18 protein-coding genes and 1 pseudogene are annotated in these 24,849 nt (G+C 62.1%); 7 read left to right on the top strand and 12 right to left on the bottom strand.

Going from position 1 to position 24,849, the window contains the following annotated elements:
- Window positions 1-53: 53 nt before the first annotated feature.
- Window positions 54-3,784, top strand: a pseudogene (metH, locus tag J7557_RS20195) (methionine synthase).
- A 6-nt stretch (window positions 3,785-3,790) separates the two neighbouring features.
- On the opposite strand, the gene J7557_RS20190 reads toward metH, so the two are convergent.
- From J7557_RS20190 to J7557_RS20180, 3 genes are all read right to left on the bottom strand, one after another.
- Window positions 3,791-4,327, bottom strand: coding sequence for a cob(I)yrinic acid a,c-diamide adenosyltransferase (locus tag J7557_RS20190; RefSeq protein WP_291422031.1), 537 nt, complete (start codon window positions 4,325-4,327; stop codon window positions 3,791-3,793).
- A gap of 72 nt (window positions 4,328-4,399) precedes the next feature.
- Window positions 4,400-5,257, bottom strand: coding sequence for an SMP-30/gluconolactonase/LRE family protein (locus J7557_RS20185; protein ID WP_291422029.1), 858 nt, complete (start codon window positions 5,255-5,257; stop codon window positions 4,400-4,402).
- A gap of 7 nt (window positions 5,258-5,264) precedes the next feature.
- Window positions 5,265-5,987, bottom strand: a complete 723-nt coding sequence (locus J7557_RS20180) for a FadR/GntR family transcriptional regulator (RefSeq protein ID WP_291422027.1) — start codon at window positions 5,985-5,987, stop codon at window positions 5,265-5,267.
- 220 nt (window positions 5,988-6,207) lie between these two features.
- Between J7557_RS20180 and J7557_RS20175 the strand changes: the two genes are divergently transcribed.
- The gene (locus J7557_RS20175; protein WP_291422024.1) at window positions 6,208-7,215 is read left to right on the top strand and encodes a mannonate dehydratase; all 1,008 of its coding nucleotides are present in this window, start codon (window positions 6,208-6,210) and stop codon (window positions 7,213-7,215) included.
- 249 nt (window positions 7,216-7,464) lie between these two features.
- On the opposite strand, the gene kdgD is transcribed toward J7557_RS20175, so the two are convergent.
- Window positions 7,465-8,373 carry a 5-dehydro-4-deoxyglucarate dehydratase gene (kdgD, locus tag J7557_RS20170; protein WP_291422022.1) on the bottom strand — a complete coding sequence of 303 codons (909 nt, stop codon included), beginning with the start codon at window positions 8,371-8,373 and terminating at the stop codon, window positions 7,465-7,467.
- A 206-nt stretch (window positions 8,374-8,579) separates the two neighbouring features.
- Between kdgD and J7557_RS20165 the strand changes: the two genes are divergently transcribed.
- The 5 genes from J7557_RS20165 to J7557_RS20145 are packed head-to-tail and all read left to right on the top strand — an operon-like array spanning window position 8,580 to window position 15,161.
- Window positions 8,580-10,481, top strand: coding sequence for an ABC transporter substrate-binding protein (locus J7557_RS20165; protein WP_291422021.1), 1,902 nt, complete (start codon window positions 8,580-8,582; stop codon window positions 10,479-10,481).
- Between the two features lie 59 nt (window positions 10,482-10,540).
- Window positions 10,541-11,524 carry an ABC transporter permease gene (locus J7557_RS20160; RefSeq protein ID WP_291422020.1) on the top strand — a complete coding sequence of 328 codons (984 nt, stop codon included), beginning with the start codon at window positions 10,541-10,543 and terminating at the stop codon, window positions 11,522-11,524.
- The gene (locus J7557_RS20155; RefSeq protein ID WP_291422018.1) at window positions 11,521-12,672 is read left to right on the top strand and encodes an ABC transporter permease; all 1,152 of its coding nucleotides are present in this window, start codon (window positions 11,521-11,523) and stop codon (window positions 12,670-12,672) included. The genes J7557_RS20160 and J7557_RS20155 overlap by 4 nt, the downstream gene beginning before the upstream one ends.
- A gap of 7 nt (window positions 12,673-12,679) precedes the next feature.
- Window positions 12,680-14,353, top strand: coding sequence for an ABC transporter ATP-binding protein (locus tag J7557_RS20150; protein WP_291422016.1), 1,674 nt, complete (start codon window positions 12,680-12,682; stop codon window positions 14,351-14,353).
- Window positions 14,354-14,363: 10 nt separating this feature from the next.
- The gene (locus tag J7557_RS20145) at window positions 14,364-15,161 is read left to right on the top strand and encodes an NAD(P)-dependent oxidoreductase (protein WP_291422014.1); all 798 of its coding nucleotides are present in this window, start codon (window positions 14,364-14,366) and stop codon (window positions 15,159-15,161) included.
- On the opposite strand, the gene J7557_RS20140 is transcribed toward J7557_RS20145, so the two are convergent.
- The 8 genes from J7557_RS20140 to nirB form a co-directional block, all read right to left on the bottom strand.
- Window positions 15,158-16,582, bottom strand: a complete 1,425-nt coding sequence (locus J7557_RS20140) for an MFS transporter (RefSeq protein ID WP_291422011.1) — start codon at window positions 16,580-16,582, stop codon at window positions 15,158-15,160. The two genes, J7557_RS20145 and J7557_RS20140, sit on opposite strands and share 4 nt — an antisense overlap.
- A 126-nt stretch (window positions 16,583-16,708) precedes the next feature.
- Entirely contained in the window at window positions 16,709-17,191 is a 483-nt protein-coding gene (locus tag J7557_RS20135; protein ID WP_291422009.1) for a heme-binding protein, read from the bottom strand.
- Between the two features lie 89 nt (window positions 17,192-17,280).
- The gene (locus J7557_RS20130) at window positions 17,281-17,889 is read right to left on the bottom strand and encodes a response regulator transcription factor (protein WP_291422007.1); all 609 of its coding nucleotides are present in this window, start codon (window positions 17,887-17,889) and stop codon (window positions 17,281-17,283) included.
- Complete coding sequence (locus J7557_RS20125) at window positions 17,886-19,352, bottom strand: ATP-binding protein (protein ID WP_291422005.1); 1,467 nt, start codon at window positions 19,350-19,352, stop codon at window positions 17,886-17,888. The genes J7557_RS20130 and J7557_RS20125 overlap by 4 nt, the downstream gene beginning before the upstream one ends.
- A 110-nt stretch (window positions 19,353-19,462) precedes the next feature.
- Window positions 19,463-20,890, bottom strand: a complete 1,428-nt coding sequence (gene cysG / locus J7557_RS20120; protein WP_291422003.1) for a siroheme synthase CysG — start codon at window positions 20,888-20,890, stop codon at window positions 19,463-19,465.
- Between the two features lie 21 nt (window positions 20,891-20,911).
- Complete coding sequence (locus J7557_RS20115) at window positions 20,912-21,775, bottom strand: formate/nitrite transporter family protein (RefSeq protein WP_291422001.1); 864 nt, start codon at window positions 21,773-21,775, stop codon at window positions 20,912-20,914.
- 43 nt (window positions 21,776-21,818) lie between these two features.
- Window positions 21,819-22,154: a nitrite reductase small subunit NirD gene (nirD, locus tag J7557_RS20110; protein ID WP_291421999.1), complete on the bottom strand. Its 336-nt coding sequence runs from the start codon at window positions 22,152-22,154 to the stop codon at window positions 21,819-21,821.
- Window positions 22,155-22,159: 5 nt separating this feature from the next.
- On the bottom strand, window positions 22,160-24,607 hold the full coding sequence (nirB, locus tag J7557_RS20105; protein WP_291421997.1) for a nitrite reductase large subunit NirB: 2,448 nt from the start codon (window positions 24,605-24,607) through the stop codon (window positions 22,160-22,162).
- Between the last annotated feature and the right edge of the window lie 242 nt (window positions 24,608-24,849).

Genomic DNA, 24,849 nt, shown 5'->3' with positions numbered 1-24,849 from the left:
CTTTCTTTTCGGGTTCGCACTCGATAAAAGGCCTCAACACTTGCGAGGTAGTCATGTCGGCAGTTGCTTCCCCCAGCCGCAAAGCCCTGGAGCGCCTGGCGCGCGAACGCATCCTTATTCTGGATGGCGCCATGGGCACGCAGATTCAGGGGCTTGGGCTCTCCGAGGACGACTTTGTCGGCCATGGCTCGGGCCATGCCTGCCGGCACCATTCCGATCACCCGCAGAAGGGCAATAACGACCTTCTGATTCTGACCCAGCCCGAGGCGATTGAAGAGATTCACTTCAAATATGCCATGGCCGGCGCCGATATCGTCGAGACCAATACCTTTTCGGCGACCACCATTGCCCAGGCCGATTACGGCATGGAATCGGCTGTGCATGATCTCAATGTCGAAGGCGCGCGCGTCGTTCGCCGGGCACTCGATCGCGCCACGGCCATTGATGGCAAGCCGCGCTTCGTTGCCGGTGCCGTCGGGCCGACCAACCGCACGGCCTCGATCAGCCCCGATGTGAACAATCCCGGTTTTCGCGCCGTCACGTTCGAGGACCTTCGGAAGGCCTATTCGCAGCAGGTGAATGGCCTCATCGAAGGCGGCGCCGATGTCATTCTCATCGAAACCATCTTCGATACGCTCAATGCCAAGGCGGCCATTTTCGCCTGTGTGGAGGCGTTCGAGGCGCGCGGCGTGGCGCTGCCGATGATGATTTCGGGCACGATCACCGACGCGTCCGGCCGCACACTGACCGGCCAGACCCCGACCGCCTTCTGGCATTCGGTAAAGCACTCGCGCCCGTTCACCATCGGGCTCAACTGTGCGCTCGGCGCCGAGGCGATGCGCCCGCACATGGCGGAAATCTCCGGCGTCGCTGACACCTTTACCTGCGCCTATCCCAATGCCGGCCTGCCCAATGCCTTCGGCCAATATGACGAAGGTCCGGAGGACACGGCCAAGCAGGTGGGTGAGTTCGCCCGCGAAGGTATCGTCAACGTGGTTGGCGGCTGCTGCGGCACGACGCCGGACCATATCCGTGCCATCGCTGCGGCCGTTGCCGGCGTTGCTCCGAGGCTCGTGCCGTGAAGCCCTATCTCCGTCTCTCCGGCCTCGAACCCTTCGTCCTCACGCCCGATATTCCCTTCGTCAATATCGGCGAACGCACCAATGTCACCGGCAGCGCGCGCTTCCGCAAGCTGATCACGGCGCGCGACTACACCGCGGCCCTCGCGGTAGCGCGGGACCAGGTCGAGAATGGCGCGCAGGTCATCGACATCAACATGGACGAGGGTCTGATCGACTCCAAGGCGGCGATGGTCGAGTTCCTCAATCTCATCGCTTCGGAGCCGGAAATCGCTCGCGTGCCGGTGATGATCGACAGTTCCAAATGGGAAGTGATCGAGGCGGGCCTGCAATGCGTGCAGGGCAAGCCGATCGTCAATTCGATCTCGCTCAAGGAAGGCGAAGAGCAGTTCCGCCACCATGCGGCGCTCTGCATGGCCTATGGCGCCGCCGTCGTGGTCATGGCCTTCGACGAGACCGGCCAGGCTGACACCTATCAGCGCAAGATCGATATCTGCGCGCGGGCATACAAAATCCTTGTCGATGAGATGGGTTTTCCGCCCGAAGACATCATCTTCGACCCGAACGTTTTCGCTATCGCGACCGGTATCGAAGAGCATGACAACTATGGCGTGGACTTTATCGAAGCGACCGCCTGGATCCGCAAGAATCTGCCGCACGCCCATATTTCGGGCGGCGTTTCCAACCTCTCGTTCAGCTTCCGCGGCAATGAGCCGGTGCGCGAAGCCATGCATGCGGTGTTCCTCTACCACGCCATTAGGGTTGGCATGGATATGGGCATCGTCAATGCCGGCCAGCTTGCCGTCTATGACCAGATCGACCCCGAACTGCGCGAGGCCTGCGAGGACGTGGTCCTCAACAGAAAACCCAAGGCCGGCGGCACGGCGACCGAGCGCATGCTGGAAATCGCCGAGCGCTTCAAGGGCGGCGCCCGCGAGGAAAAGGTCCGCGATCTTACCTGGCGCGAATGGCCGATCGAGAAGCGCATCGAGCATGCGCTGGTCAATGGCATTACCGAATTCATCGAGGCCGATACCGAAGAAGCGCGCCTTGCCGCGGCGCGCCCGCTGCACGTCATCGAAGGCCCGCTGATGGCCGGCATGAACGTCGTCGGCGACCTCTTTGGCGCAGGAAAAATGTTCCTGCCGCAGGTGGTGAAATCGGCCCGCGTGATGAAGCAGGCCGTGGCCGTTTTGCTGCCCTATATGGAAGCGGAGAAGGCCGCCAATGGCGGTTCCGATCGTCAGTCAGCCGGCAAGATCCTGATGGCGACGGTCAAGGGCGACGTGCACGACATCGGCAAGAACATCGTCGGCGTCGTGCTGGCCTGCAACAATTACGAGATCATCGATCTCGGCGTCATGGTGCCGCCGCAGAAAATTCTGGAAGTGGCGCGGGCCGAAAAGGTCGATGTCATCGGCCTTTCGGGTCTGATCACGCCTTCACTCGACGAGATGGTGCATCTTGCCAGCGAAATGGAGCGCGAGGGTTTTGACCTGCCGTTGCTGATTGGCGGCGCAACGACCTCGCGCGTGCATACCGCGGTGAAGATCGCGCCGCGATACACCAAGGGGCAGGCCATCTATGTCACCGATGCCAGCCGCGCAGTGGGTGTCGTCGGCCAGTTGCTGTCGCCGGAAATGAAGCCCGATTATGTCGCCGGCATCCGCGCCGAATATGTCGATGTCGCCGAAAAGCACGAGCGCGCCGAACTCGCAAAACAGCGTCTGCCGCTGGCTGCGGCGCGCGAAAACGCCTTCAAGGTCGACTGGTCCGACTACAAGGTGAATGCCCCGCAGTTCCTCGGGACGCGCGTCATCGAGGATTGGGATCTCTCTGAGATCGCCCGCTACATCGACTGGACACCCTTCTTCCAGACCTGGGAATTGAAGGGCGTCTATCCGCGCATCCTGGAAGACGAAAAGCAGGGCGAAGTGGCACGCCAGCTGTTCTCCGATGCGCAGGACATGCTCAAGAAGGTCATCGCCGAAAAGTGGTTCAAGCCGCGCGCCGTGGTCGGCTTCTGGCCGGCCAATACGGTGGGTGACGATATCAAGCTTTTCACGGCGGAAGATCGTCGGGATGAGCTGGCAACGCTCTATACGCTGCGCCAGCAGACCTCCAAGCGCGAAAACCGCCCCAATGTGGCGCTGGCCGATTTCGTGGCGCCAGCGGGCACGAAGGACTATGTCGGCGGCTTCGTCGTCACGGCTGGTCCCGAAGAGAACGAGATCGCCGAGCGCTTCAAGCGGGCGAACGACGATTTTGGGTCGATCATGGTCAAGGCTTTGGCCGACCGGTATGCCGAGGCCATGGCCGAAATGCTGCACCAGCGCGTGCGCAAGGAGCTTTGGGGCTATGGCGCCGATGAAACCTTTGCGCCCAATGAGTTGATCGGCGAACCCTATCGCGGCATCCGTCCGGCGCCGGGCTATCCGGCCCAGCCAGACCATACCGAGAAGGTGACGCTGTTCCGCCTGCTCGATGCGGAGGCTTCCACGGGCGTGACGCTGACCGAAAGCATGGCCATGTGGCCGGGCTCATCGGTTTCGGGCATCTATATCGGCCATCCCGACGCCTACTATTTCGGCGTCGCTAAGGTCGAGCGCGATCAGGCGATCGACTATGCCCAGCGCAAGGGTATGGATCTGGCCGAAGTGGAGCGTTGGCTGGCGCCTATCCTCAACTATACGCCCGCCGGCTGAGCGTTTTCAGGAAAAACGCTGGGGCTTCCAGCTCCGTTCTTGCCCTTCTGAGGCAAGACGGGCGCCAACAAACAGCAGGTCCGACAGGCGGTTCAGATAGACCCGTCCGTTGGCGGTGCGCTCGTCGTCGAGCGAGAGCAGCCGGCGCTCGGCGCGGCGGCATACCGTTCGTGCCATGTGCATCGCGGCGACGGCAGGCGAACCTCCGGGCAGAATGAATTCCTTCAATGGGGTCAGGTCGGCGTTCCAGGCGCCGACTGTCTGCTCCAGCGCCTCGACATGCGCCTCGGTAAGAAGAGGGTGACCGGGCAGGGAGAGGGCGCCGCCAAGATCGAAGAGATCGTGCTGGATCGACACCAGTGCTTCGCGCAGGTGCGGGAGGGTCTGTTGGCTTTCGGCAAAGCCGATGACGCTGTTGAGTTCATCCACCGTGCCGATGGCTTCAATGAGCGCATCGTCCTTTCGCACACGCGACCCGTCCGAGAGCCCCGTCGTGCCATCGTCGCCGGTGCGGGTGACGATCTTGGAAAGCCGGTGTCCCATTCAGTTCTCCAGTGGCGCGGGTTTGTGACCACTGGTCCTGAGCCAAGGTAGTCAAGCTGTCAATTGCCACGCCTACCCAAACAGCCCAACCGGCACTCCCGGCGCATCCACCTGGAACTGCACGATCCCATCGCGCCCGTCCTTGCGTGAATTGAGGCTCGTCACGAATACCGTCTTCATATCCGCCCCGCCAAAGCACGGCATGGTGGGGTATTTCAGGGGTACGTCCACCCAGTCCAGCAAGTCGCCCGTCGCCGAAAAGCGATTGATGCGGCTGGCGGAGGGGCCCGCGGACCAATAATTGCCCAGGATATCGCAGGCGCCGCCATCGGGCCTACCATTGGCTTCGTCATTGTCCCGCAAGCGGCGGCGGTTGCTGACCGAGCCGGTTGCGCGATCGAAATCCCAGCAGTCGAGCCACATGCTGCCGCGCGAGTCCGAATGGTAGAGCAGGGTGGCATCGGCATTCCAGGCAAGGCCATTGGAAATGGCGATCCCTTCGGCGACCACGCGCACGTCGCCATTGGGGGCCACGCGGTAAAGCTTTGCGGCTGGCACGTCGCCGGGCGCCGCATCCATGCTGCCGACCCAGAAGGCGCCATCCGGTCCCACCTTGCCGTCATTAAGCCGCATGTCGGGTTTGGCGTGCTTGATCCGCGCCACGCGCTCTCGCACGCCGGTAGCCGGATCGAAGACAATAACATCATTGCGCAGAGCCACGACCAGCTTGCCGTTCTTCGCCAGCCCAAGGCTGGGCACAGGCTCGCCGAATTCCCAAAGCGCCCGTTCGCCAGTGGCAATATCGAGCGCATGGATCGCGCCAGCCGGAATATCGCACCACAGCAGGCGCCCTTTGGCCGCGTCCCACACCGGACTTTCGGCTACACCAAAGCGCTCGCGGATCACCCAGTTCACGTCAGGCTGCGTCATGGCGCTCTCATTGGCCGAGATCGTGGGCGAGGCTCCACTCGCGATAGCGACGGCGGCCGCCTTCGAGGTGTTGGCGCATGGCGATGCGCGCCACGTCCGGCTGGCGGTCGCTGATAGCCTCAAAAATGCGGCGGTGCTCGGTCTGGATGTTTTCCAGAAACTCGGCCTTGTCCTTTTCGTCGCTGAAGCTAGCGCCAAGCGCCCGGCGCGGGATCAGCCTTTCGCCCATTTCATCGACGAAGAGGCGAAAACGGGAATTGTTGGTGGCGTCGGCAATCGCGCGATGAAAGGCACGATCGGCGTCGGTCGCCAGCGTATTGTCGGCCAGGTGCCGGGCAAATTGGGACAGTGCCTGTTCCATGCGAAGTAGGTTGGTTTCGGTCCGGCGCTCGGCGGCGAGACCCGCAGCCTCGATTTCGACGCTCATGCGGAACTCGATCAGGTCGAGCACATCGGCAATGTCCTGCGGCGCTTCCATGAACATGGAGCCCCCCAGAACTTTGGGCGGCTCGCTGACATAGACGCCGCTACCGCGCAGCGAACGCAGCCGACCTTCGGCCTTGAGGCTGGCAATGGCTTCGCGCACGACGGTGCGGCTCACGTCGAACGTCTCGCAGAGCCTGTCGGCCGGGGGCAGCTTGTCGCCTGGCTTGAGGCCAGTATCGGTAATGAGACGGACGAGGCCGTCCTTGACGCGATCCGTCAATCGCAGGGCAACGATTTCAGCCATTTTCCGCTTTTCGCGTCCTCGATGGTAACAGTCTGCTAGCACATTGCAGCAGAGTGGGGGCTCCTATCGCATGCCATGCTGTGCCGGATTTGTCATCCTTCTCGTGCTGCGATCCTGCTGATGGAGAGAAAATGTCTCAGCTATCGACCTCTTTTTCTTGTAGCATGCGCAGATTTTTCATACAACTTCGTAGAAGTCATAACACTTGAGGAATTTCGGCATGTATGTGGGCACCCAGCTGAGCGGGGAGAAATTCAACGAGGTGGGGGATGCCCACCTGCGTCAGCTGGCGCAGCTTGGTCTGCGCCACGTTTGCGTCGATCCGGTGGGCAACCCGCATGATTGGACACGCGATGTGCTGGAGCGCCATATCGAGCGGATCGAAGCGGCGGGCCTGGTGCTCGACATGGTGCAATTGCCCATGTCTTCGGCCGGTGTCGACAAGGTGAAATCGCCTTCGATCGTGCTGGGGCAGGATCCGGATCGCGAGCGCGAGGTCGACAGCATCTGTCGGTTGATCGAGACGCTGGGCGCTCTTGGTATCAAGGCGGCAAAGTACAATTTCAACATTCTGGGTATTCCGCGTACCCCGTCCGAACGCGGTCGGGGTGGTGCCATCATGTCCACCTTCCGACACGATCAGACGACTGACGACGCTGTTCCCAGCAGCGCCGGCAGCGTCAGTGCCGACGAGATGTGGGAGCGCATTACCTGGTTCCTCGAGCGCGTCGTGCCGGTGGCGGAAGCGAGCAAGGTGCGCCTTGCCTGTCACCCGCACGATCCGCTGACTCGTCCCGGCTATCGCGGCATGGAAGAGCGCGTATTGGGCTCGGCTGAAGGGCTCAAAAAGTTCGTGTCCATTGCCGAAAGCCCCTATCACGGGCTCAATTTCTGCCAGGGCACGGTGGCGGAAAGCCTTGACAATCCGCGCGAGGAAATCGGCGATATCATCCGCTGGTTCGGCGAGCGGAAGAAGATTTTCAACGTACACTTCCGCAACATCAAGGGCGGTCGCTATTCCTTTACCGAGGAGTTTCCCGATGCCGGCGATATGGACATGGCGGCGAGCCTGAAGATCTATAAGGAAGTCGGCGTCGACTGCATGATCATGCCCGACCATGTGCCCCACATCGATGGCGAGGCGCCCTTCGAGACGGCCTTTGCTTTCTGCTATGGCTACATCATCGGCTTGTTCCAGGCCAATGGCTGGGACCCTTACGGGGCCTGAAGGTTTTCGCCCGACGTCCCACACCCACGGTGTCATTCCTGCGAAAGCGGGAATCCCTGTTTCCGATCAATGAGATTGCCAAAATCTCGATTGTCACCCCGGCGAAGGCCGGGGCCCATCCCGAGATCTCAAGTTGGGCCCCGGCCTTCGCCGGGGTGACGACTGGTGGGTAGTCAAGCATCTCAAAACCGAAGAAAAAGGCCCGGATCTTGCGATCCGGGCCTTTTCACGCAGGGAGGCGCGAGTGTCTCAGCGATTGGCGGCAATGAGTTGCGAAAGCTCCTCGCGCTCCTCGCCGGTCAGTTCTGTCAGCGGGCTGCGCACCCTGCCGGCGCTGCGGCCGACGATATCTGCGCCGGCCTTGACCATGGAAACGGCATAGCCACGCTTGCGGTCGCGCAGTTCGATCAGTGGCAGATAGAAGTTTTTGAGCAGCGCTTCGATCGTTGCGGTGTCGCGGGCGCGTACCGCCTTGTAGAAGCGCAGGGCCAGTTCCGGCACGAAGTTGAACACGGCTGAGGAATAGGTGGTGACGCCCATTTCGAGATAGGGCTGAGCAAAGACTTCGGCGGTGGGCAGGCCGCCGATATGCACCACGCGGTCGCCGATCAGGGTGGAGATTTTCACCATCAGCTGCAGGTCGCCGATGCCGTCCTTGTAGCCGATGAGATTCGGGCACATCTCGGCCAGCTTTGCCAGGGATTGCGGCGTCAGGCGCGTATTGTCGCGCGCATAATAGATGACGCCGATCTTCACAGCGTCACAGATGGCCTTCATATGGGCGATGATGCCTTCCTGTTCGGCAAACATCAGATAATGCGGCAGGACCAGAATGCCGGCGGCGCCCGCCTTTTCGGCACGCTTTGCCAGGTCCACTGCCATGCGTGTGCCATAGCCGACGCCGGCCAGAACCGGCACGCCGGCTGCAGCATTGCTCACCGCGGTGCCGATGATGTTGTCATATTCCCCATCATAGCCGATCGAGAAGAACTCGCCCGTACCGCCCGCTGCGAAGAGGCCCGCCGAGTCATAGGAGGAAAGCCATTGCAGCCGCTTGGCGTAGGATTTGCGATCGAACTCGCCTGCGGCATCGAAGTCGGTCACCGGAAATGACAAGAGGCCCGAGCCGATCTTGGTCTTGAGTTCGTCGAAGTTCACGTCCGGTCTCCTGCAGCGGCGATTAGTAATACTTCTTCCTGTATGCCTCGCTCCATAAGGGCTGTCAACGGCGCCAATATGTGCAATCTGAAAAAGAAGTATGATTGATTATTGACATGGCCATTGCAGTCATACAAAAGTGCAGCCCTCAGCAATCGTCCGGAACGGTACATCCGCCGACGAACTCAGTCTGACGGGAGGAAAATTTGAAACATCTGAGGGTAGCCGCCCTGGCGGGAATCTCGTTTGCAGCGCTCGCGAGCGGTGCTGCATGGGCCCAGGAATATCATCAGTCTCCGGCGCTCGACGGTCTGGATTTGCCGCCGGTGGCCGAGCGCGTCGGCAGCGAGCCGCGCGTCGTCACTCCCGTCAATGAAGTCGGCAAATATGGCGGCACGTTCCGCGGCGGCATGGTGGGCGGCAATGACCGCAACATGCTCTTCACCTATTTCGGCTACGAGCCGCTTCTCACCTGGGATGCGGATTGGAGCGGCGACGTATACCCCAATATCGCCAGCGGCTATACGGCAAGCGAGGACAGCAAGTCCTTCACCTTCACCTTGCGCGAGGGCATGAAGTGGTCTGACGGCAGTCCGTTCACCGCCGATGACATCGCCTTCTTCATCGAAGACGTCTTGCCCGATGAAAAGCTCTTTCCGACCAAGCCGGGTTGGCTGACAGTCGAAGGCGAATTGCCGACGATCTCGGTGGCTTCACCAACCGAATTCACCATTTCATGGACCAAGCCCAATGGTCTTTTCGTCATCAATGCTGCCAGCGTCTATGGCGTGCAGCTGGCGCTGCTGAACAAGGCCTATTGCAGCCAGTTCATGCCCAAATACAATCCAGACGCAGATGCCAATGCCAAGGCGGCCGGGGTTGCCGATTGGGCCGAGCACATGACCAATATGTGCGGCGTCGGCATCGAGAATATCCAGCGCTGGCGCAATCCCGAGCGGCCAACGCTCGAAGCCTGGCGTATCACCGATCCCTATGTGGCGGGTGCGACACGCGTCTCGTTCGAGCGCAATCCCTATTACTGGAAAGTCGATACCGCCGGTAACCAGCTCCCCTATATCGACGGGCTCAGCATTTCGGTGAATGCCGAGGCGCAGACGCTGCTGCTCAGCGTTCTGGCCGGTGAAATCGACTATGAAGTGCGCCATATCGCCAATGCCGCAAACCTGCCGGTACTGGTGGAAGGCGAGGAGGCGGGCAATTTCTATATTTCGCCGCGTGAATCTCGCGTCGGCAATTCGCTTGCCATCTCGGTCAATCTCAATTCGCATGACCCGGTAAAGGCTGAAGTTTTTGACAACAAGGACTTCCGTATTGCTCTGTCGCATGCGCTAGACCGCGTTGCGATCATCGATACGCTCTATTTGGGCCAAGGGACGCCGCAGCAGGTTTCGCCGCGCGAGGGTACGCCTTTCTACAATGAGCGGCTCGCTACCCAATATCTCGAATACGATGTCGATGAGGCCAATCGCCTGCTCGACTCCATCGGTCTCGACAAGCGCGGTGGCAATGGCTTCCGTCTGGCGCCCGACGGCAGTCCGCTTGTCGTCAATGTCGCGGCTGTGACGGCGCTGGGCGCCCATGCCGATGCCGCCGAACTCCTGACGCAGTATTGGCAAGCCGTGGGCGTGGATGCGCGCTTCTCGGCGCAAGATCGCACACGCTTTTACGAGGAAAAGACAGCGAGCCAGCACGACATAGTCGTCTGGGGCGCCACTTCGGGCGGCATAGACGTCTTCATCGACCCGCGCGACTACTTCCCGTTCTCCACCGAGTCCAACTTCGCCGTCGATTGGTCCAAATATTATATCGGCGACGGTGGCACCGAGCCGCCCGACTACGTCAAGGAGCAGTGGGCGCTTTACGACCAGATCAAGGGTACGTCGAACCCTCAGGAACAGGCTGCGCTCTTCCAGCAATTGCTCGAAATCACGGCCGACCAATTCTATCAGATCGGCATCAGCACGGCCATTCCGGGCTTGGCGGTGGTTTCCAACAATCTCGGCAATGTGCCGGCGGATACGCCGACCGGCTGGATCCATCCCGATCCAGGCACGCTCAATACCGAGCAGTTCTACTTCAAGAACTAACACTGTCTTCTCGCCCGGCCGGTTTCCGGCCGGGTTCCTCGACCAAGGGATCGCTGCCCATGCTGATCTTCATTCTCAAGCGGGTTGCCGGGATGATCCCGGCCATGTTTGCGATCTCGATACTCGCCTTCACCGTCATCCAATTGCCGCCCGGCGACTATGTCTCGACCTATGCAGCCCAGATCGCGCAGACGGGCGAAGCCGTCGACAGCGCTGTGCTCGCCAATCTGCGCGAGCGCTATGGCCTGGGTGAAAACGTCGCCGTGCAATATTTCAAATGGATCGGCGGCATTGCCCGCGGTGATTTCGGCCAGAGTTTTGAGTGGAACCAGCCGGTGACCGAATTGGTCTGGGGCCGCATGGGCATGACGGCGCTCATCTCCTTCCTGACGCTGATCACCATGTGGGCGGTTTCCCTGCCTATCGGCATCATCTCGGCAGTGCGGCAATATTCGGTCATTGATTATCTGACGACGACCTTTGCCTTTCTTGCGACGGCTGTGCCCGAATTCCTCGTCGCCATCGTGCTTCTTTACATTTCGACTATGTGGTTCGGGGTGTCGGTGGGCGGGCTCTTTTCCCCCGCCTTCGAGAATGCGCCATTCTCGCTGGCAAAGGTCTTGGACTTTCTCCAGCATGCCTGGATTCCCATTCTCGTCATCGGCCTTGGCAGCACGGCGGCACTGACCCGCATCATGCGCGCCAATCTCCTTGATGAACTGCACAAGCCCTATGTCGAAGCTGCCCGCGCCAAAGGCCTGCCCGAAGGCCGGCTGGTGCTGACCTATCCGGTGCGCGTGGCGCTCAATCCCTTCATCTCCACCATTGGCTGGGTACTTCCGGCCCTTATTTCCGGCGAACTCATCGTGTCCACCGTTCTCAACCTGCCCACGGCCGGGCCCCTGCTTTTGCAGGCGCTCAAGAGCCAGGACATGTACCTGGCCGGCGCCTTTATCCTGCTCACCGGTGGGCTGGTGCTCATCGGCACCCTTATTTCCGACATTCTCCTTGCCATTTCCGACCCGCGGATCCGTCTGTCATGAGCGCGCCCTTCGATACCGCCAAGGATGCTGAACTGCTCGATCAGCAGGTGCATGCCGGCAGCCTCGTTGCTGCCAGTCAGTGGGCGCTGATCTGGCACAAGTTCAGCCGCCATCGCGTGGCCATGGTCGCGCTCGTCGTCGTGGTGTTGATCTATCTCGTGGCTGCCTTTGCCGAGTTTCTGGCGCCCTATGATCCCGGCAAATTCGACCCGCGCTACACTTTCGCGCCGCCTCAGCAGATACATCTCTTCCTGACCGACGAAGAGGGCACGCGCTTTGCGCCGCATGTTCTTGGCTACAAGAGCCAAGTCGATCCCAAGAGTTTCCGGCGCCTTTTCCAGCCCGATCCGGAAAAGGTCATTCCCATCGGTTTTTTTGTGGAAGGCCAGCCCTACAAGTTCTGGGGGATCTGGGAGGCCAATCGGCACTTCCTCGGCCCCGTGGATAAGGCTGATCCCTTCTTCCTCATCGGCGGCGATCGCCTTGGCCGCGATCTCCTGAGCCGCACTATTCACGGCACGCGCATCTCCATGTCGATCGGCCTTGTGGGCGTGACGTTCTCGCTCATCATTGGCCTGATCCTGGGCGGCATTTCCGGCTATCGGGGCGGTCTTGTCGACCGGGTCATTCAGCGCGTCATCGAGTTTATCCGCTCGGTGCCGACCATTCCGCTGTGGCTTGGCCTTGCCGCCGCCATGCCAAAGGATTGGCCACCGCTACAGGTTTATTTCGCCATCCTGATCATTCTCTCGCTGATCGGCTGGACGGAAATTGCCCGCGTCGTCCGGGGCCGCTTCCTCAGTCTTCGCCGCGAGGATTTTGTCATTGCCGCGCGGCTCGACGGGGTCAGCGAGTTTCGCCTCATCATGCGTCACATGATGCCTTCGCTCTATTCGCACATCATCGCCGCCATTACTTTGGCCATCCCCAATATGATCCTCGCGGAAACGGCACTGAGCTTCCTCGGCCTCGGCCTGCAGCCGCCGATCGTCAGCTGGGGCGTGCTCTTGCAGGACGCGCAGAACCTGCGCGCCATCACGCAGGCCCCATGGCAATTCGTACCGGGCGTCTGCGTGGTCGTGGCGGTGCTGGCCCTTAACTTCCTCGGCGATGGCGTCCGCGACGCTGCCGACCCCTATGCCAAGTGAGCCGGTCATGTCAGACGAAACCATTCTGAAAGTCCGCAATCTCTCGGTCGATTTTCCGATCCAGAAATCCGTGGTCCATGCGGTCAGAGATGTCAGCTTTGACCTCAAGCGGGGTGAAACACTCTGCGTTGTGGGCGAGAGCGGTTCGGGCAAATCGGTCACCGCCCGCGCCATTCTGCAATTGGTGGCGAAACCCGGCGCCATTACCGGCGGGCAGATCCTGCTCGATACCGGCTCGGGCGAAGTCGACATCGTGAAACTCGGCAGCCGTGGCCTCGCCATTCGCGAGGTGCGCGGCCGGCGCATTGCCATGATCTTTCAGGAGCCGATGACCAGTCTGTCGCCGGTCCATACGATCGGCCACCAGATCGTCGAGACTATCCTTCTGCACGAAAAGATCAGCAAGGAGGAGGCGCGCAAGCGGGCGGCGGCGCTGCTGGGCAGGGTGAGGATTCCTGAGCCGGAAAAAGCGCTCGATCGCTACTCCTTCGAATTTTCAGGCGGCATGCGGCAGCGGGCGATGATCGCCATGGCGCTTTCGTGCAATCCGGAAATCCTGATTGCCGATGAGCCGACCACGGCGCTCGATGTGACGACGCAAGCCGAAATCCTTTCGCTGATCCGCGAATTGCAGCGGGATCGCGGCATGGCCGTGCTATTCATCACCCATGATATGGGCGTCGTCGCCCAGATTGCCGATCGTGTCATGGTCATGTTCCGAGGCGAGAAGGTGGAGGAGGCCGGCGTCTTCGATCTCTTCGAGCGTCCGCAGCAGGCCTATACGCGGGCGCTGCTTGGCTCGGTGCTGAAACTCGAAACCCCGGCGCCGCGCCCGCCGCGTCCGGTGGCGGAAAAGCCCATCGCAAAAATCGAGAACCTCGAACTCCACTTCCCGCTCAATGCCGGCTTCATGGGGCGGCCCACCAATTATCTGAAAGCCATTGATGGGGTGAGCCTCACCATTAATCAGGGCGAGACGGTCGGCGTAGTCGGCGAATCCGGCTCGGGGAAGACCACCTTGGGGCGTACGCTGTTGCGGGTCTATGACCCGACCGGGGGACAGGTGATGTATTGGCCGAGCAATGGCGAGCCGGTCGATATCGCGACGCTCAACAAGGCCGGCATGAAGTCGCTTTATGGCGAAGTGCGCATGGTGTTTCAGGACCCGCATTCCTCGCTCAATCCGCGCATGACCATCTATCAGACCATTTCGGAGCCGCTGCGGACCAATACCGATATGACCGAGCGGCAGATGATGGATCGAGTTTCCGAACTGCTTTCGCGCGTTGGCCTGCCGCCCGATATCGGTGATCGCTATCCGCATGCTTTTTCGGGCGGGCAGCGACAGCGCATTTCCATTGCGCGCGCGGTGGCGGTGCGGCCGCGCCTCATCATTGCCGATGAGCCGACCTCGGCGCTGGATGTGTCGCTGCGCCATCAGGTGCTCGACCTGATGCGCGACCTGCAGACCGAATATGGCCTATCTTACCTGTTCATTTCGCACGATATTTCGGTCATCCGCTATTTCTGCGATCGGGTTGCGGTGATGAAGAATGGCAAAATCGTCGAGGTTGGCGATGTGGTTCAGATTTGCGAGAGGCCGCAGCACGAATATACGCAGAACCTGATCGGCGCCGTGCCGCGCCCCGATCCGCGCCTGCGCGCCGACGCTCCGCAATAAGGAAGGTTTCATGTCGACTATTCTGCTGACCGGCGCTTCCGGAAGGCTGGGAACGCATATGCGCCACTGGTTTGCCCAGAAGGGCAGGGCGGTACTCGCAACCGATATCCGGCCCGCCGAGGACGGCGGGGCAGTGGAGATCGCCGACCTCTCGGATCGCGAGGCGGTTGACCGACTGATGGCGCGGGATATTTCCGGCGTCGTGCATCTGGGCGGCATGGCCAAGGAGGCCGGGTGGCAGACCGTGCTCGATGCCAATATCATCGGCAGCTACAATATCTTTGAATCGGCCCGCAAAGCGGGGGTGAAGCGTATAGTCTATGCTTCGACCTATCACGTCGTCGGCATGTATCCGACGCCGAGCGACACGCCGCTCGACCTCGGTGCCCCTTATCGTCCGGACTCGCTCTATGCCGTCTCCAAGGCTTTTGGCGAGACGCTGGGACGGCTCTATTTCGACAAGTTCGGCATTGAATGCCTTGCTATCCGCATCTGCACGGCCGGTAATCCCGGCACGCCGCGAGAGGCGCGGCTTTGGCTCAATCGCGATGATCTGGCGACTCTGATCGAAACCGGGCTCGACCAGCCCGATCTCGGCCATCGGATCGTCTATGGTATTTCAAACAATCCGCTGAAGATGATGGTCAATGAGCCTGATCCGGGGCTCGACTGGACGCCGGCCCACGGCTCGGGCGAGTTGGGAAAGCCCGACCCGCTGGCGCCGCTGGATCAAACCGATCCGCGCAACCGTCTCCTCGGCGGGGCTTTTTCGACCTGGGGCCATCAGGACGACAAGTCCGACCTTTAGTGGGCTGCGAAGCTCGAAGTGGCGTCCTGCGGCCGAACCATACTGACCATATGCCACGCAGCGACCAGCGCCAGTACAGCCGTGGCGACGCCCAGCAGATAGACTGGGACGATGGCCAGCTTTACCGCGCCGGCGGAAGCTGCCACTGCCATGCCGCCCGAATTGGCGGCAACGCCGGCCAGCGCCGCGCCGATGGCATTGCCGGCCGATTGCGTCGTCGGGATCAAGCCAGAGGCGCGATCACGCTCTTCGTCGCTGGCCGCTTCCATGACGGTGAGGTTCAGGTAGCCATTGTGGAGGCCAAAGCCGGAGCCGATGACGAGCTGACCGATGACCACTACGACGACCTGATCGAGCTGCAGACCCGCCAACACCAGAACCAGTCCCAGGCCGATGAGGCCTGGCCCCAGCCGGATCAGCGTCTTGCGCGTTTCCTTGCTGCGTACATTGGCAACCGTGATGGCCGAAAAGCTCCAGGCGACGGCGAGCACAGCGGCGAGGGCGCCAGCCGAAGCGGGCTTGTAGCCCCAGATTTCCTGAACGACGAGCACGAGATAAACGGCAGAGCCGGCGCCTGCGACATTGATGAGCAGCACCACCCAAAGCCCGCTGCCGACGACCGAAATCGGGCGGAAGGCGTCGCGGGGCATTAGACGCTCTTGGGCCCGGCCATCCATCCATACGGCGGCCACGAGCAAGGCGGCAGCGACGACCAGCAAGGCCCCGGCCGGCAGTGGCGCTGCGAGAGCGGCGAGGGCCACCAGCATGATCGCGGCGCCAATGGTGAAGAGTCGTAATCCCGGGAAACGAGCGACCACGCGGTCTTCGGGGGAATGGGCCGGTACCTTGATGACGACCATGGAGGCAAAGAGCAGTACCAGCGGCACGTTGACCAGGAAGGCGGCGCGCCAGGAGACCATTTCGGTGAGAATGCCGGCAGCGGCAGGGCCGCCAAAGGCCGCGATGGCCCAGATCATAGCCTGCAGGCCAAAAACCTTGGGCACGAGGCGGGAAGGGAAGAGTTCGGGGATGAGCGCGAAGCAGATGGCCGAAACCACGCCTTCGCCAAGGCCCTGAAGGGCGCGGCCGACAAGCACCTGCGGCATGGACGTTGCCGTGGCGGCGATGACGGTGCCGAGAAGGAAGACGCCTGCGGAGACCAGAAGAGCAGTGCGAGCGCCAAGGCGCTGCTTGAGCAGAGCTGCGCCCGAACCGCCGACAATGGCAAAGACGAGGAACAGCGTCAGTGCCCAGGAAATCAGCGCGACGCCGCCCAGCTCCTGCACGGCGGTCGGCAGGGAAATCGAGGCGAGGAAAGCGTTGAAGGCGAGGAGCGCCACGCCGAGGCACAGGATCAGCGTCACGGTCGCATAGCGCGGCGTGAAAATTTCGGCCCAGCGGCCTTCGACTGAATCTGACATATCGCCTCCAATTTTCCAAGCAATGACTTGTTTAATTGAAGTCACTGGGGAAGGCAATCAAATGTGCAGGTCGCCTGAAAATTGTGCAGGGATAAAGGGGGCGAGCCACGGCCGCCCCCTTTGCGCTTATTCAGCGCCGATGGCGGTGAGGCCAGCGCGGGCGCAATCGGCGTCGAGACCGCCATTGGGGGCGCCGCCCACACCGATGCCACCGACCAGAGCTTCGCCGACCCGGATCGGCAGGCCGCCGGCCTGAATGACGAAGCGGGAATCCATGTCGCGGAGGCCATTATTGTTCGGGTTGGCGGCGATGAAATCGGCGAGTTCACCGGCATCGCGACCGACAGCGGCGGCGGTAAAGGCCTTGCCTTCGGCGCTGCTGCCGGTGTGCGGACCAGACATGTCGGCCTTGAGGAGAACCTTGGTCGCGCCGTCGCGCGCCACTACGGCGACGGAGACGTTGTAGCCGCCTGCAGCGCAGGCTTCGAGCGCTGCCTGGGCAGCGGAGGTCGCGAGGTCGAGCGGCAGGTAGGGCGCCGTCGGCAGATCCTGGGCGAAAGCGGCGGTGGGGACCAGCAGCATGGCGGTCAGGGCGAGGGTGCGAAGCATGGTGATTTCCTCTCTATTGGTGATGAGGAAATCCTAGTCGCCATGCGCGCCCTGATGAATCGGTAGGGCTTGCGCCGGTCTCGGTAGAACTACCGAGTGTCTTGCCCCTCGAGCCAGAGCCGGGTCATTTCGGCCTGCGAGGTCGTGCCCAGTTTGAGGCCGATGGCGGCGCGGTGGCTGTCCACAGTGCGTGGGGAGAGGCCAAGTCCTTCGGCGATCTCGCGGGTCGAGAACCCTTGGGCGATACGTTCCAGGACTTCGGTTTCCCGCGGCGTCAGCGCCGAGAGCAGTGCCAGCGTCTCCGCTCGCAGTGCTTTGGCGCCGAGGCTGCGGTCGAGAACCTGTTGCGCGCGCTGGATGGCATCTATGAGATCCTGCTCGTCGACGGGCTTTGAGAGAAAGTCGACGGCGCCGTTGCGGAAGGCGCGGCGGCAGGCTTCGATATCGCCGTGGCCGGAAATCACGATAGTGGGCCAGTCGATGCCCTGGGCCAGCAATTGTTCCTGCAATTTGAGCCCGCTGATGGCGGGCATGCGGATATCGAGGATCAGGCAGCCGGGTTCGAGCCGGGGCAATTGGCCGAGAAATGCAGTGGGGTCTCCAAAGCCTTTCACGCTGAGCCCGATGGTGGAAAGCAGCAGGCTCAGCGCCTGGCGCACGGCTTCGTCGTCATCGACGAGATAGACGGGCTGGGTCATGCTTTTGCGTCCCCCTTCGCCAGAGGCAGCGTCACGCGGAAGAGCGCGCCGCGATCCTGCGGGATATAGGCGATCTCGCCACCGGCTCGTTCGACGAGCCTTTGGCTGAGCGCTAATCCCAGGCCGGTGCCATCGGGTCGAGTGGTGGTGAAAGGGGTGAACAGTTTTGGCGCGAGCTCGGAGGGGATGCCCGGGCCGTTATCGGCAATGTCGAGCCGGGCCGCGCCATTGGTTTCGGAAAGTTCGATCCGGACTTCGCACGGTTCGACCTGCTCGGAGACGGCCTCGAGAGCATTGCGCAGCAGGTTGAAGATCACCTGCTCCAGCTCGACCGGATCGGCGAGGACGCTGACCGGCCTCGTGGGAAGGCGGGGTTGCAGGGTGACGGCGCGTTGAGCCGCCTCGCTGCCCAGCAAGGTCATCACTGAACGGACTGCGGCACCGAGATCGACCGGCGCCGACGGGGCACGTTGCGGACGCGACCAGTTGCGTAGACGCTCGAGAATGTCGGCGGCACGGCGGGCCTGCCCCACCGTGTCATCAAGCACTTTGCCGAGGGCTGCATTGTCCTGCCGGGCGAGGAGGTGCTTTCCCGCCTGCGCCTGGGCCAGAATGGCCGTCAGCGGTTGGGTCAGTTCGTGGGCCATGCCGCTCGCCATTTCGCCCATGGCGTTGACGCGGGCGGCGTGGGCGAGGCGGGACTCCATATCGCTGAGTTCAGCGCGGCGCTCGGCAAGGTGGGCGCGGGTTCGCTGTTGCAACAGGGCCGAGCCGATAGCGGCGATGAGCCCCGCACCGAAGATGATGGCCGCTACACTATCGAGCGGGAGCAATTGGCTGGGGCTCACCGGCATGGCCGCTTCGAGCAGCAGCGGCTGCGTGGCGCTGCCGAGGCGGCGGGAAAATTGCGACGCGGCGGGCATCTCGGCGGGACCGAAGACCACCTGTCCATCCGGCATGGTCAGGCGCAAGGTCGCATTGCCATTGCGCCAGAATGCTGCGTCGGAGGCGAGCAATTGGGCGACATCGACGGCAAGCATCAATCCGTCCCGCGCCGCGTCGTCGTTTGGGCTGCGCTTGACCATAAGGTAGTGGCCGGGGCGCTCGGGCGCGGTGAGGAGGGCGGTCTGGCCAGTCGAAGCTGCCGCTGCTGACTGGATCGCTTCGGCGAGGTCGGGTTCCAGCGGCTTTGTGCCGGCCATTGGCGCCATACCATCAAGCGGTACGAGCTGGATTTCATCGATGCGCGGATAAAAGCGCAGGATTGTCGTGGCGACTTCGAGAAAGGCGCTGTTGTCGGTTTTGTTCGCCTGGGCAATGGCGGAGAGCGCTGTCAGATGCGCATCATGCTGATCGGCGCGTTGTGCGGCTTCAGCGGCCAGGGTCGAGCTGGCCTGTTCCAGCGCGCCGAGCAGGGTCACCTGGCGATAAAAGCCGAGGCCCGCCGTGCCGAGCAGGGCCATTCCCAACCACCAGATCCAAAACCACTTCATCCGCACGGCATGCCAGCGTTCAACACGCGGACATCAATGGCTCAATCCGCCCCCTCGCGGCAAGATCAATCGCCTTATGGTCAGGCCGTGGCCCGCAATTGCGCCTCGGCGGGCAGGCGCAAGGCCGAACCAATGCCGAGGATGATGGGGCCGTCGAGATCGAGCTTTTTGGACTCTTCCGCGGCCCGGTGCAGGCAGGTGTGAATGATGTTTTGGCTGGGGCGGCTGACATTGGAGGCGAAGATTACCGGCGTGTCGGGGGCGAGGCCGGCAGCGAGGAGGCTAGCCACCAGTTCACCCGAAGTGCGGCCGGCCATGTAGTAGAGGTGGGTTGTCGATTTGTCAGCGAGGGCGGTCCAATCGAGATTGGCCGGCAGTTTGCCATCGCGGCTATGGGCGGTGACGAAGCGAACGGACTGGGCGCAATCGCGGTGGGTCAGCGACAGCTTTAGTTCGGAAGCGAGGGCCAAGGCGGTGGTGATGCCCGGGACGACGTCGACCGGAATGCCGGCGCGATTGAGTTCGGCGATCTCTTCGCCGGCCCGGCCGAAGATCATCGGGTCGCCGGATTTGAGACGCACCACATGGCGACCTGCCTTGGCGAGGGTGATCATGGTGCGGTTGATGTCTTCCTGCTTGCAGCTATCACGGCCGCCGCGTTTGCCGACGAGAATGCGCTTGGCTTCGCGTCGCGCCAGTTCGAGCACGTCGTCGGAGACGAGATCGTCGAAGAGGATGACGTCGGCGGCCTGCAGGGCGCGCATGGCTTTGAGGGTGAGATACTCGGCGTCGCCGGGGCCTGCGCCGACGAGGGTCACGCGGCCCCCTTCGGTACCCTTGGCTTCGGCAATCCAATTTTCGAGTTCGGCTTCTTCAGCGGGAGTGTGAAATGCCCTATCTGCGAGGCGCTGCCAGAAGTGGCGGCGTTCCGGGCCGGGATCAAGCAGGCTCGTGGCTCGTTCGCGGATGTGCCGGGCAAGGCCGGCCCAGTCGGTCAGGCTTTTGGGCAGCATGGCTTCCACCCGCTGACGCACTGCCTGGCCGAGAATAGGCGCGGCGCCTGAGGTGGAAATGCCTACGACCAGCGGCGAGCGATTGACGATGGAGCCGAACTGGAAATCGCAGAAGGCCGGTTTGTCGATGACATTGGCCGGCACGCCGAAACGGCGCGCGGCAGCGGCAAAGTGGGCGGCTTCCTCTTCGTCCTCGCAATCGCCCACCGCCATGACATAGCCGTCCAACGAGATGACAGTCCAATGGCAACCAAGAAGCGTGACCTGACCGGAGCCTGCAAGGCCGAGCATTTCTTCGGAAAGTTCTGCCTCGGGAGCGGCGACTTCGACCATGGCGCCGGTTGCGGCCAGCAGTTCGGCCTTCCAGGCCGCCGCTTCCGAGCCACCGGCAAGCAGAACGCGCTTGCCGGTGAGAGTATAGAAGACCGGAAGGGTCGAGAGGGCGGCAAGGCGCGGACGCTGTGCTTCACCTGGCTGGCGCGTGACGATGTGCATCTCCCGGTCTCCTTTCGGTAGTTATTCGGCCGCTACGGGGCTGGCATTGACTTCGCGCACGGCGCCGACGGACGAGGGCTTTTTGCGCGAGGGGGCGGTGCGGCTGTGAGTGGCGTAGAGGGTGAGGCCGACAAAGGTCAGGCCGCCGACGAGATTGCCGACAACGGTGGGGATCTCGTTCCAGATCATGTAGTCCCAGAAGGAGAATTTTCCGCCCAGCAGAATGCCCGAGGGGAAGAGGAACATGTTCACGATGGAATGTTCAAAGCCCATGTAGAAGAAGAGCATGATGGGCATCCACATGCCCAGGACCTTGCCGGTGACCGAATTGGACATCATGGCGGCGACGACCCCGGTCGACACCATCCAGTTGCAAAGTACGCCCCGGATGAAGAGGGTCAGCATGCCGGCAGCGCCGTGAGCGGCATAGCCGAGCGTGCGGCCTTCGCCGATATGGCCGATGCGTTCGCCCACGGCATCGGGTGCCTGCGTGAATCCAAAGGTGACGACGACGGCCATCATCAAAGCAACGGTCAGCGCACCGGCAAAATTGCCGGCAAAAACGAGACCCCAATTGCGCAATACGCCGCCCATGGTGACGCCAGGGCGTTTGTCGATCAGGGCCAGCGGTACAAGCGTGAAGACGCCGGTGAGCAGATCAAAGCCCATGAGATAGAGCAGGCAGAAGCCGACCGGGAACAGGATTGCTCCGGCGAGCGGTTGACCGGTCTGCACGCTGATGGTGATGGCGAAGGCAGCGGCAAGCGCCAGGATGGCGCCGGCCATGAAGGCGCGGATCAACGTGTCCCGCGTGGACATGAAGACCTTGGCCTCGCCGGCGTCGATCATCTTCTTGATGAAGTCTGTTGGGGCGACGTAGTCCATTTTACTCTCCTGAAGGTCGATGGTGTGTCGAGGGATGGGGCGGTCAGGCCGCGGTGGCGGCGGCAAATGTCTGCACATCTATGAGGATGCGGTTCTGGTGGAGGCGGAGCGGATAGGTCCGCACCGCGCCCTCGTCGGCGCCCTGGGCGTTGCCGGATTCGAGCGAGAAGACCCAATTGTGGAGCGGGCAGGTGACCTGCGCGCCATGGACGATGCCCTGGCTCAGGGGGCCGCCCTTGTGGGGGCACTGATCGTCGATGGCGAAAACCCTGTCATCGGCAGTGCGGAAGACTGCGATCTTGCCCAGCGGCGTCTTGATGCAACGGGCGCCGCGGCGGGGAACGTCTTCCAGGCACCCGATATCGACCCAATCGTTCATGGCCATCACTCCGCTGCCTGCAACATCTGGAAATCGGCCATGGCCGCGAATTCGTGGGCGTCGCGGCCGTTGACGCGCTCTTCCCAAGGATCGACCTGGGCGAATTTTTGCGAGTAGACGAAGCGCTCGAAGAGCTGGCGGCGCTTGCCGAGATCTTCCACGACATTGGCCTTGATCGAGTCCGAGCCGACGCGCTTGGCCCATTTATAGATGCGTTCGAGATAGCGGCCCTGCTCGCGATAGAGCTGGGTCAAGGCGGCAATGATCTCCATCGCCTCGTCCTCGGTTTTGGCGTGGCACAGGACTTCCGTACCCTTGATGTCGAGACCAGCTGCGCCGCCGAAATGGATTTCGTAGCCGCTATCGACGCAGATGACGCCGATGTCCTTGCAGGTTGCCTCGGCGCAATTGCGTGGGCAGCCGGAGACGGCGAGCTTCAGTTTTGCCGGGGTCCAGGAGCCCCACATGAACTTTTCGATGCGGACGCCGAGACCGGTGGAATCCTGCGTGCCGAAGCGGCACCAATCCGAGCCCACACAGGTTTTTACAGTCCGCAGCCCCTTGGCATAGGCGGCGCCTGACATCATGCCGGCCTTGTTGAGATCGGCCCAGACGGCGGGCAGGTCTTCCTTCTTGATGCCCAGAAGGTCGATGCGCTGGCCGCCCGTCACCTTGATGGTGGGAACGTCGAACTTGTCGGCGACATCGGCAATGGCGCGCAATTCGTTGGCGGTTGTGAGGCCGCCGAACATGCGCGGCACGACCGAATAGGTGCCGTCCTTCTGGATATTGGCGTGGACGCGTTCATTGATGAACCGTGACTGGCCGTCGTCCTCATATTCGCCGGGCCAATTGGCGACGAGGTAGTAGTTGAGCGCCGGCCGGCACTTGGCGCAGCCGCAGGAGGTTTTCCAGCCCAATTCCTGCATCACGGCGGGAATTGATTTCAGCTCCTGCGCCACGATCAGGCGGCGCACCTCGTCATGGCCGAGTTCGGTGCAGTTGCACATCGGCTGGATGGCGGCGGGATTGTACTTGTCACCCAGGGTGGCCATCAGCAGCTTTTCGACGAGCCCGGTGCAGGAGCCGCAGGAAGCAGAGGCCTTTGTGTGGGCTCGCACGTCGTCGAGCGAAGTCAGGCCCTTGGAATTGATCGCATTGGCGATGGTGCCCTTGCAGACGCCATTGCAGCCGCAGATTTCGGCTTCGGCGGGGAGAGCGGCAACGGCAGCGAGCGGATCGGCAGACGCACCGCCGCTATAGCTCTGGCCGTAGATCAGGGTGTCGCGCATCTGGGCGATGTCGGTGCCGCGCTTGAGGAGATCGAAGAACCAGGAGCCGTCCGCCGTATCGCCATAGAGCACAGCGCCGAGGATGCGGTTATCCCTAAGCACGACGCGCTTGTAGATGCCGGCTGTGGCGTCGCGCAGCACGATTTCTTCGCGATCATCGGCCTCGGCAAAGTCGCCGGCCGAATAGAGGCTGACGCCGGTTACCTTGAGTTGCGTGGCGGTCTGCACCGGCTTGAAGGCGGCTGCCATGCCGGTCAGCGTCTTCGCCGCCACCTTGGCCATATCGTAGAGCGGGGCGACGAGACCATAGACGGCGCCATTGTGCTCGACGCATTCGCCCAGAGCGAGAATGTCGGGGTCCGACGTCACCATGGCATCGCTGACGACGATCCCGCGATTGATCTCGATGCCGGCGTCGGTAGCGAGGCGTGTTTCGGGCCGTATGCCGGCAGCCATGACGATGAGATCGGCCGGGTAGATCGTGCCGTCGTCCAGCGCCACGGCCTCCACGCGGTCGGTGCCGAGTATGGCCTTGGTCTGTGCCTTGCAGTGCACTTTAATGCCGCGGCCTTCGAGTTCGCGGCGCAGGAGATAGCCGGCGGCGGCATCGAGCTGACGCTCCATCAGGTGCCCGGCGAGGTGCAGAACCACGACTTCCATGCCGCGCCCCCGCAGCGCGGCTGCAGCTTCGAGACCCAAAAGACCGCCGCCGATGACCACGGCTTTTGCGTCGGGTTTTTCGGCCACGGCAACCATGGCCTCGACGTCGTCGAGATCGCGGAAGGCGCGGACGCCAGGCAGGTCCTTGCCGGGAATGGGAAGAATGAAGGGCGCCGAACCTGTTGCGATGACCAGTCGGTCATAGGGGGTCTCGACGCCGTCGGCGAAGACGGACTTGGCTTCGCGGTCGATCTTCGTGACCGTCTGGCCGAAGCGGCAATTGACGTTATTGGCGGCATACCAATCGGCGTCGTGCGTGATGATGTCCTCGTAGCGCTTTTCACCGGCCAGCACCGGCGAGAGCATGATGCGGTTGTAATTGCCGCGCGGTTCGGCGCCGAAGAGGGTGACGTCGTAGCGACCGGGGTCGGTTTCGAAGAGATGTTCCAGCATGCGCCCCGAAGCCATGCCTGCACCGATGATGACGAGTTTTTCGGCCATGTTCTTCCCAAAACGAAAACGCCGCCAACCAGCAGGAACCCCGTCCATGGGACGGAGAAACTGTGGTTGGCGGCGTTGCCAATATGTGGCGCCCATCGTTGGACGCCGGAATTTCAGTGCGCCGAAGCGCTCGGGACCATCATTGCAGGAAGTGTGCCAAACTGCAGGGCACACGGAAAACTGATAGGATTCAGAGCTTTACGCAGGCCGCCTCTGCAATTGATTCATCTGCTTAAAGTGCT

Origin of the sequence: Devosia sp., from assembly GCF_017744655.1 — a bacterium.
Taxonomy (GTDB): domain Bacteria; phylum Pseudomonadota; class Alphaproteobacteria; order Rhizobiales; family Devosiaceae; genus Devosia.
Note: the sequence above shows the minus strand (reverse complement) of the source record. Positions and strands in the feature narration are given on the sequence as shown.

Excerpts from the sequence above, each read along its gene's own strand:
- J7557_RS20150 (WP_291422016.1), top strand. The coding sequence starts at position 12,680 with ATGTCAGACGAAACCATTCTGAAAGTCCGCAATCTCTCGGTCGATTTT.
- J7557_RS20135 (WP_291422009.1), bottom strand. The coding sequence starts at position 17,191 with ATGCTTCGCACCCTCGCCCTGACCGCCATGCTGCTGGTCCCCACCGCC.
- J7557_RS20155 (WP_291422018.1), top strand. The coding sequence starts at position 11,521 with ATGAGCGCGCCCTTCGATACCGCCAAGGATGCTGAACTGCTCGATCAG.
- J7557_RS20185 (WP_291422029.1), bottom strand. The coding sequence starts at position 5,257 with ATGACGCAGCCTGACGTGAACTGGGTGATCCGCGAGCGCTTTGGTGTA.
- J7557_RS20125 (WP_291422005.1), bottom strand. The coding sequence starts at position 19,352 with ATGGCCCTGCTCGGCACGGCGGGCCTCGGCTTTTATCGCCAGGTGACC.
- nirD (WP_291421999.1), bottom strand. The coding sequence starts at position 22,154 with ATGAACGATTGGGTCGATATCGGGTGCCTGGAAGACGTTCCCCGCCGC.
- J7557_RS20180 (WP_291422027.1), bottom strand. The coding sequence starts at position 5,987 with ATGGCTGAAATCGTTGCCCTGCGATTGACGGATCGCGTCAAGGACGGC.
- cysG (WP_291422003.1), bottom strand. The coding sequence starts at position 20,890 with ATGCACATCGTCACGCGCCAGCCAGGTGAAGCACAGCGTCCGCGCCTT.
- J7557_RS20175 (WP_291422024.1), top strand. The coding sequence starts at position 6,208 with ATGTATGTGGGCACCCAGCTGAGCGGGGAGAAATTCAACGAGGTGGGG.
- J7557_RS20145 (WP_291422014.1), top strand. The coding sequence starts at position 14,364 with ATGTCGACTATTCTGCTGACCGGCGCTTCCGGAAGGCTGGGAACGCAT.
- J7557_RS20140 (WP_291422011.1), bottom strand. The coding sequence starts at position 16,582 with ATGTCAGATTCAGTCGAAGGCCGCTGGGCCGAAATTTTCACGCCGCGC.
- J7557_RS20160 (WP_291422020.1), top strand. The coding sequence starts at position 10,541 with ATGCTGATCTTCATTCTCAAGCGGGTTGCCGGGATGATCCCGGCCATG.
- J7557_RS20130 (WP_291422007.1), bottom strand. The coding sequence starts at position 17,889 with ATGACCCAGCCCGTCTATCTCGTCGATGACGACGAAGCCGTGCGCCAG.
- nirB (WP_291421997.1), bottom strand. The coding sequence starts at position 24,607 with ATGGCCGAAAAACTCGTCATCATCGGTGCAGGCATGGCTTCGGGGCGC.
- J7557_RS20115 (WP_291422001.1), bottom strand. The coding sequence starts at position 21,775 with ATGGACTACGTCGCCCCAACAGACTTCATCAAGAAGATGATCGACGCC.
- J7557_RS20190 (WP_291422031.1), bottom strand. The coding sequence starts at position 4,327 with ATGGGACACCGGCTTTCCAAGATCGTCACCCGCACCGGCGACGATGGC.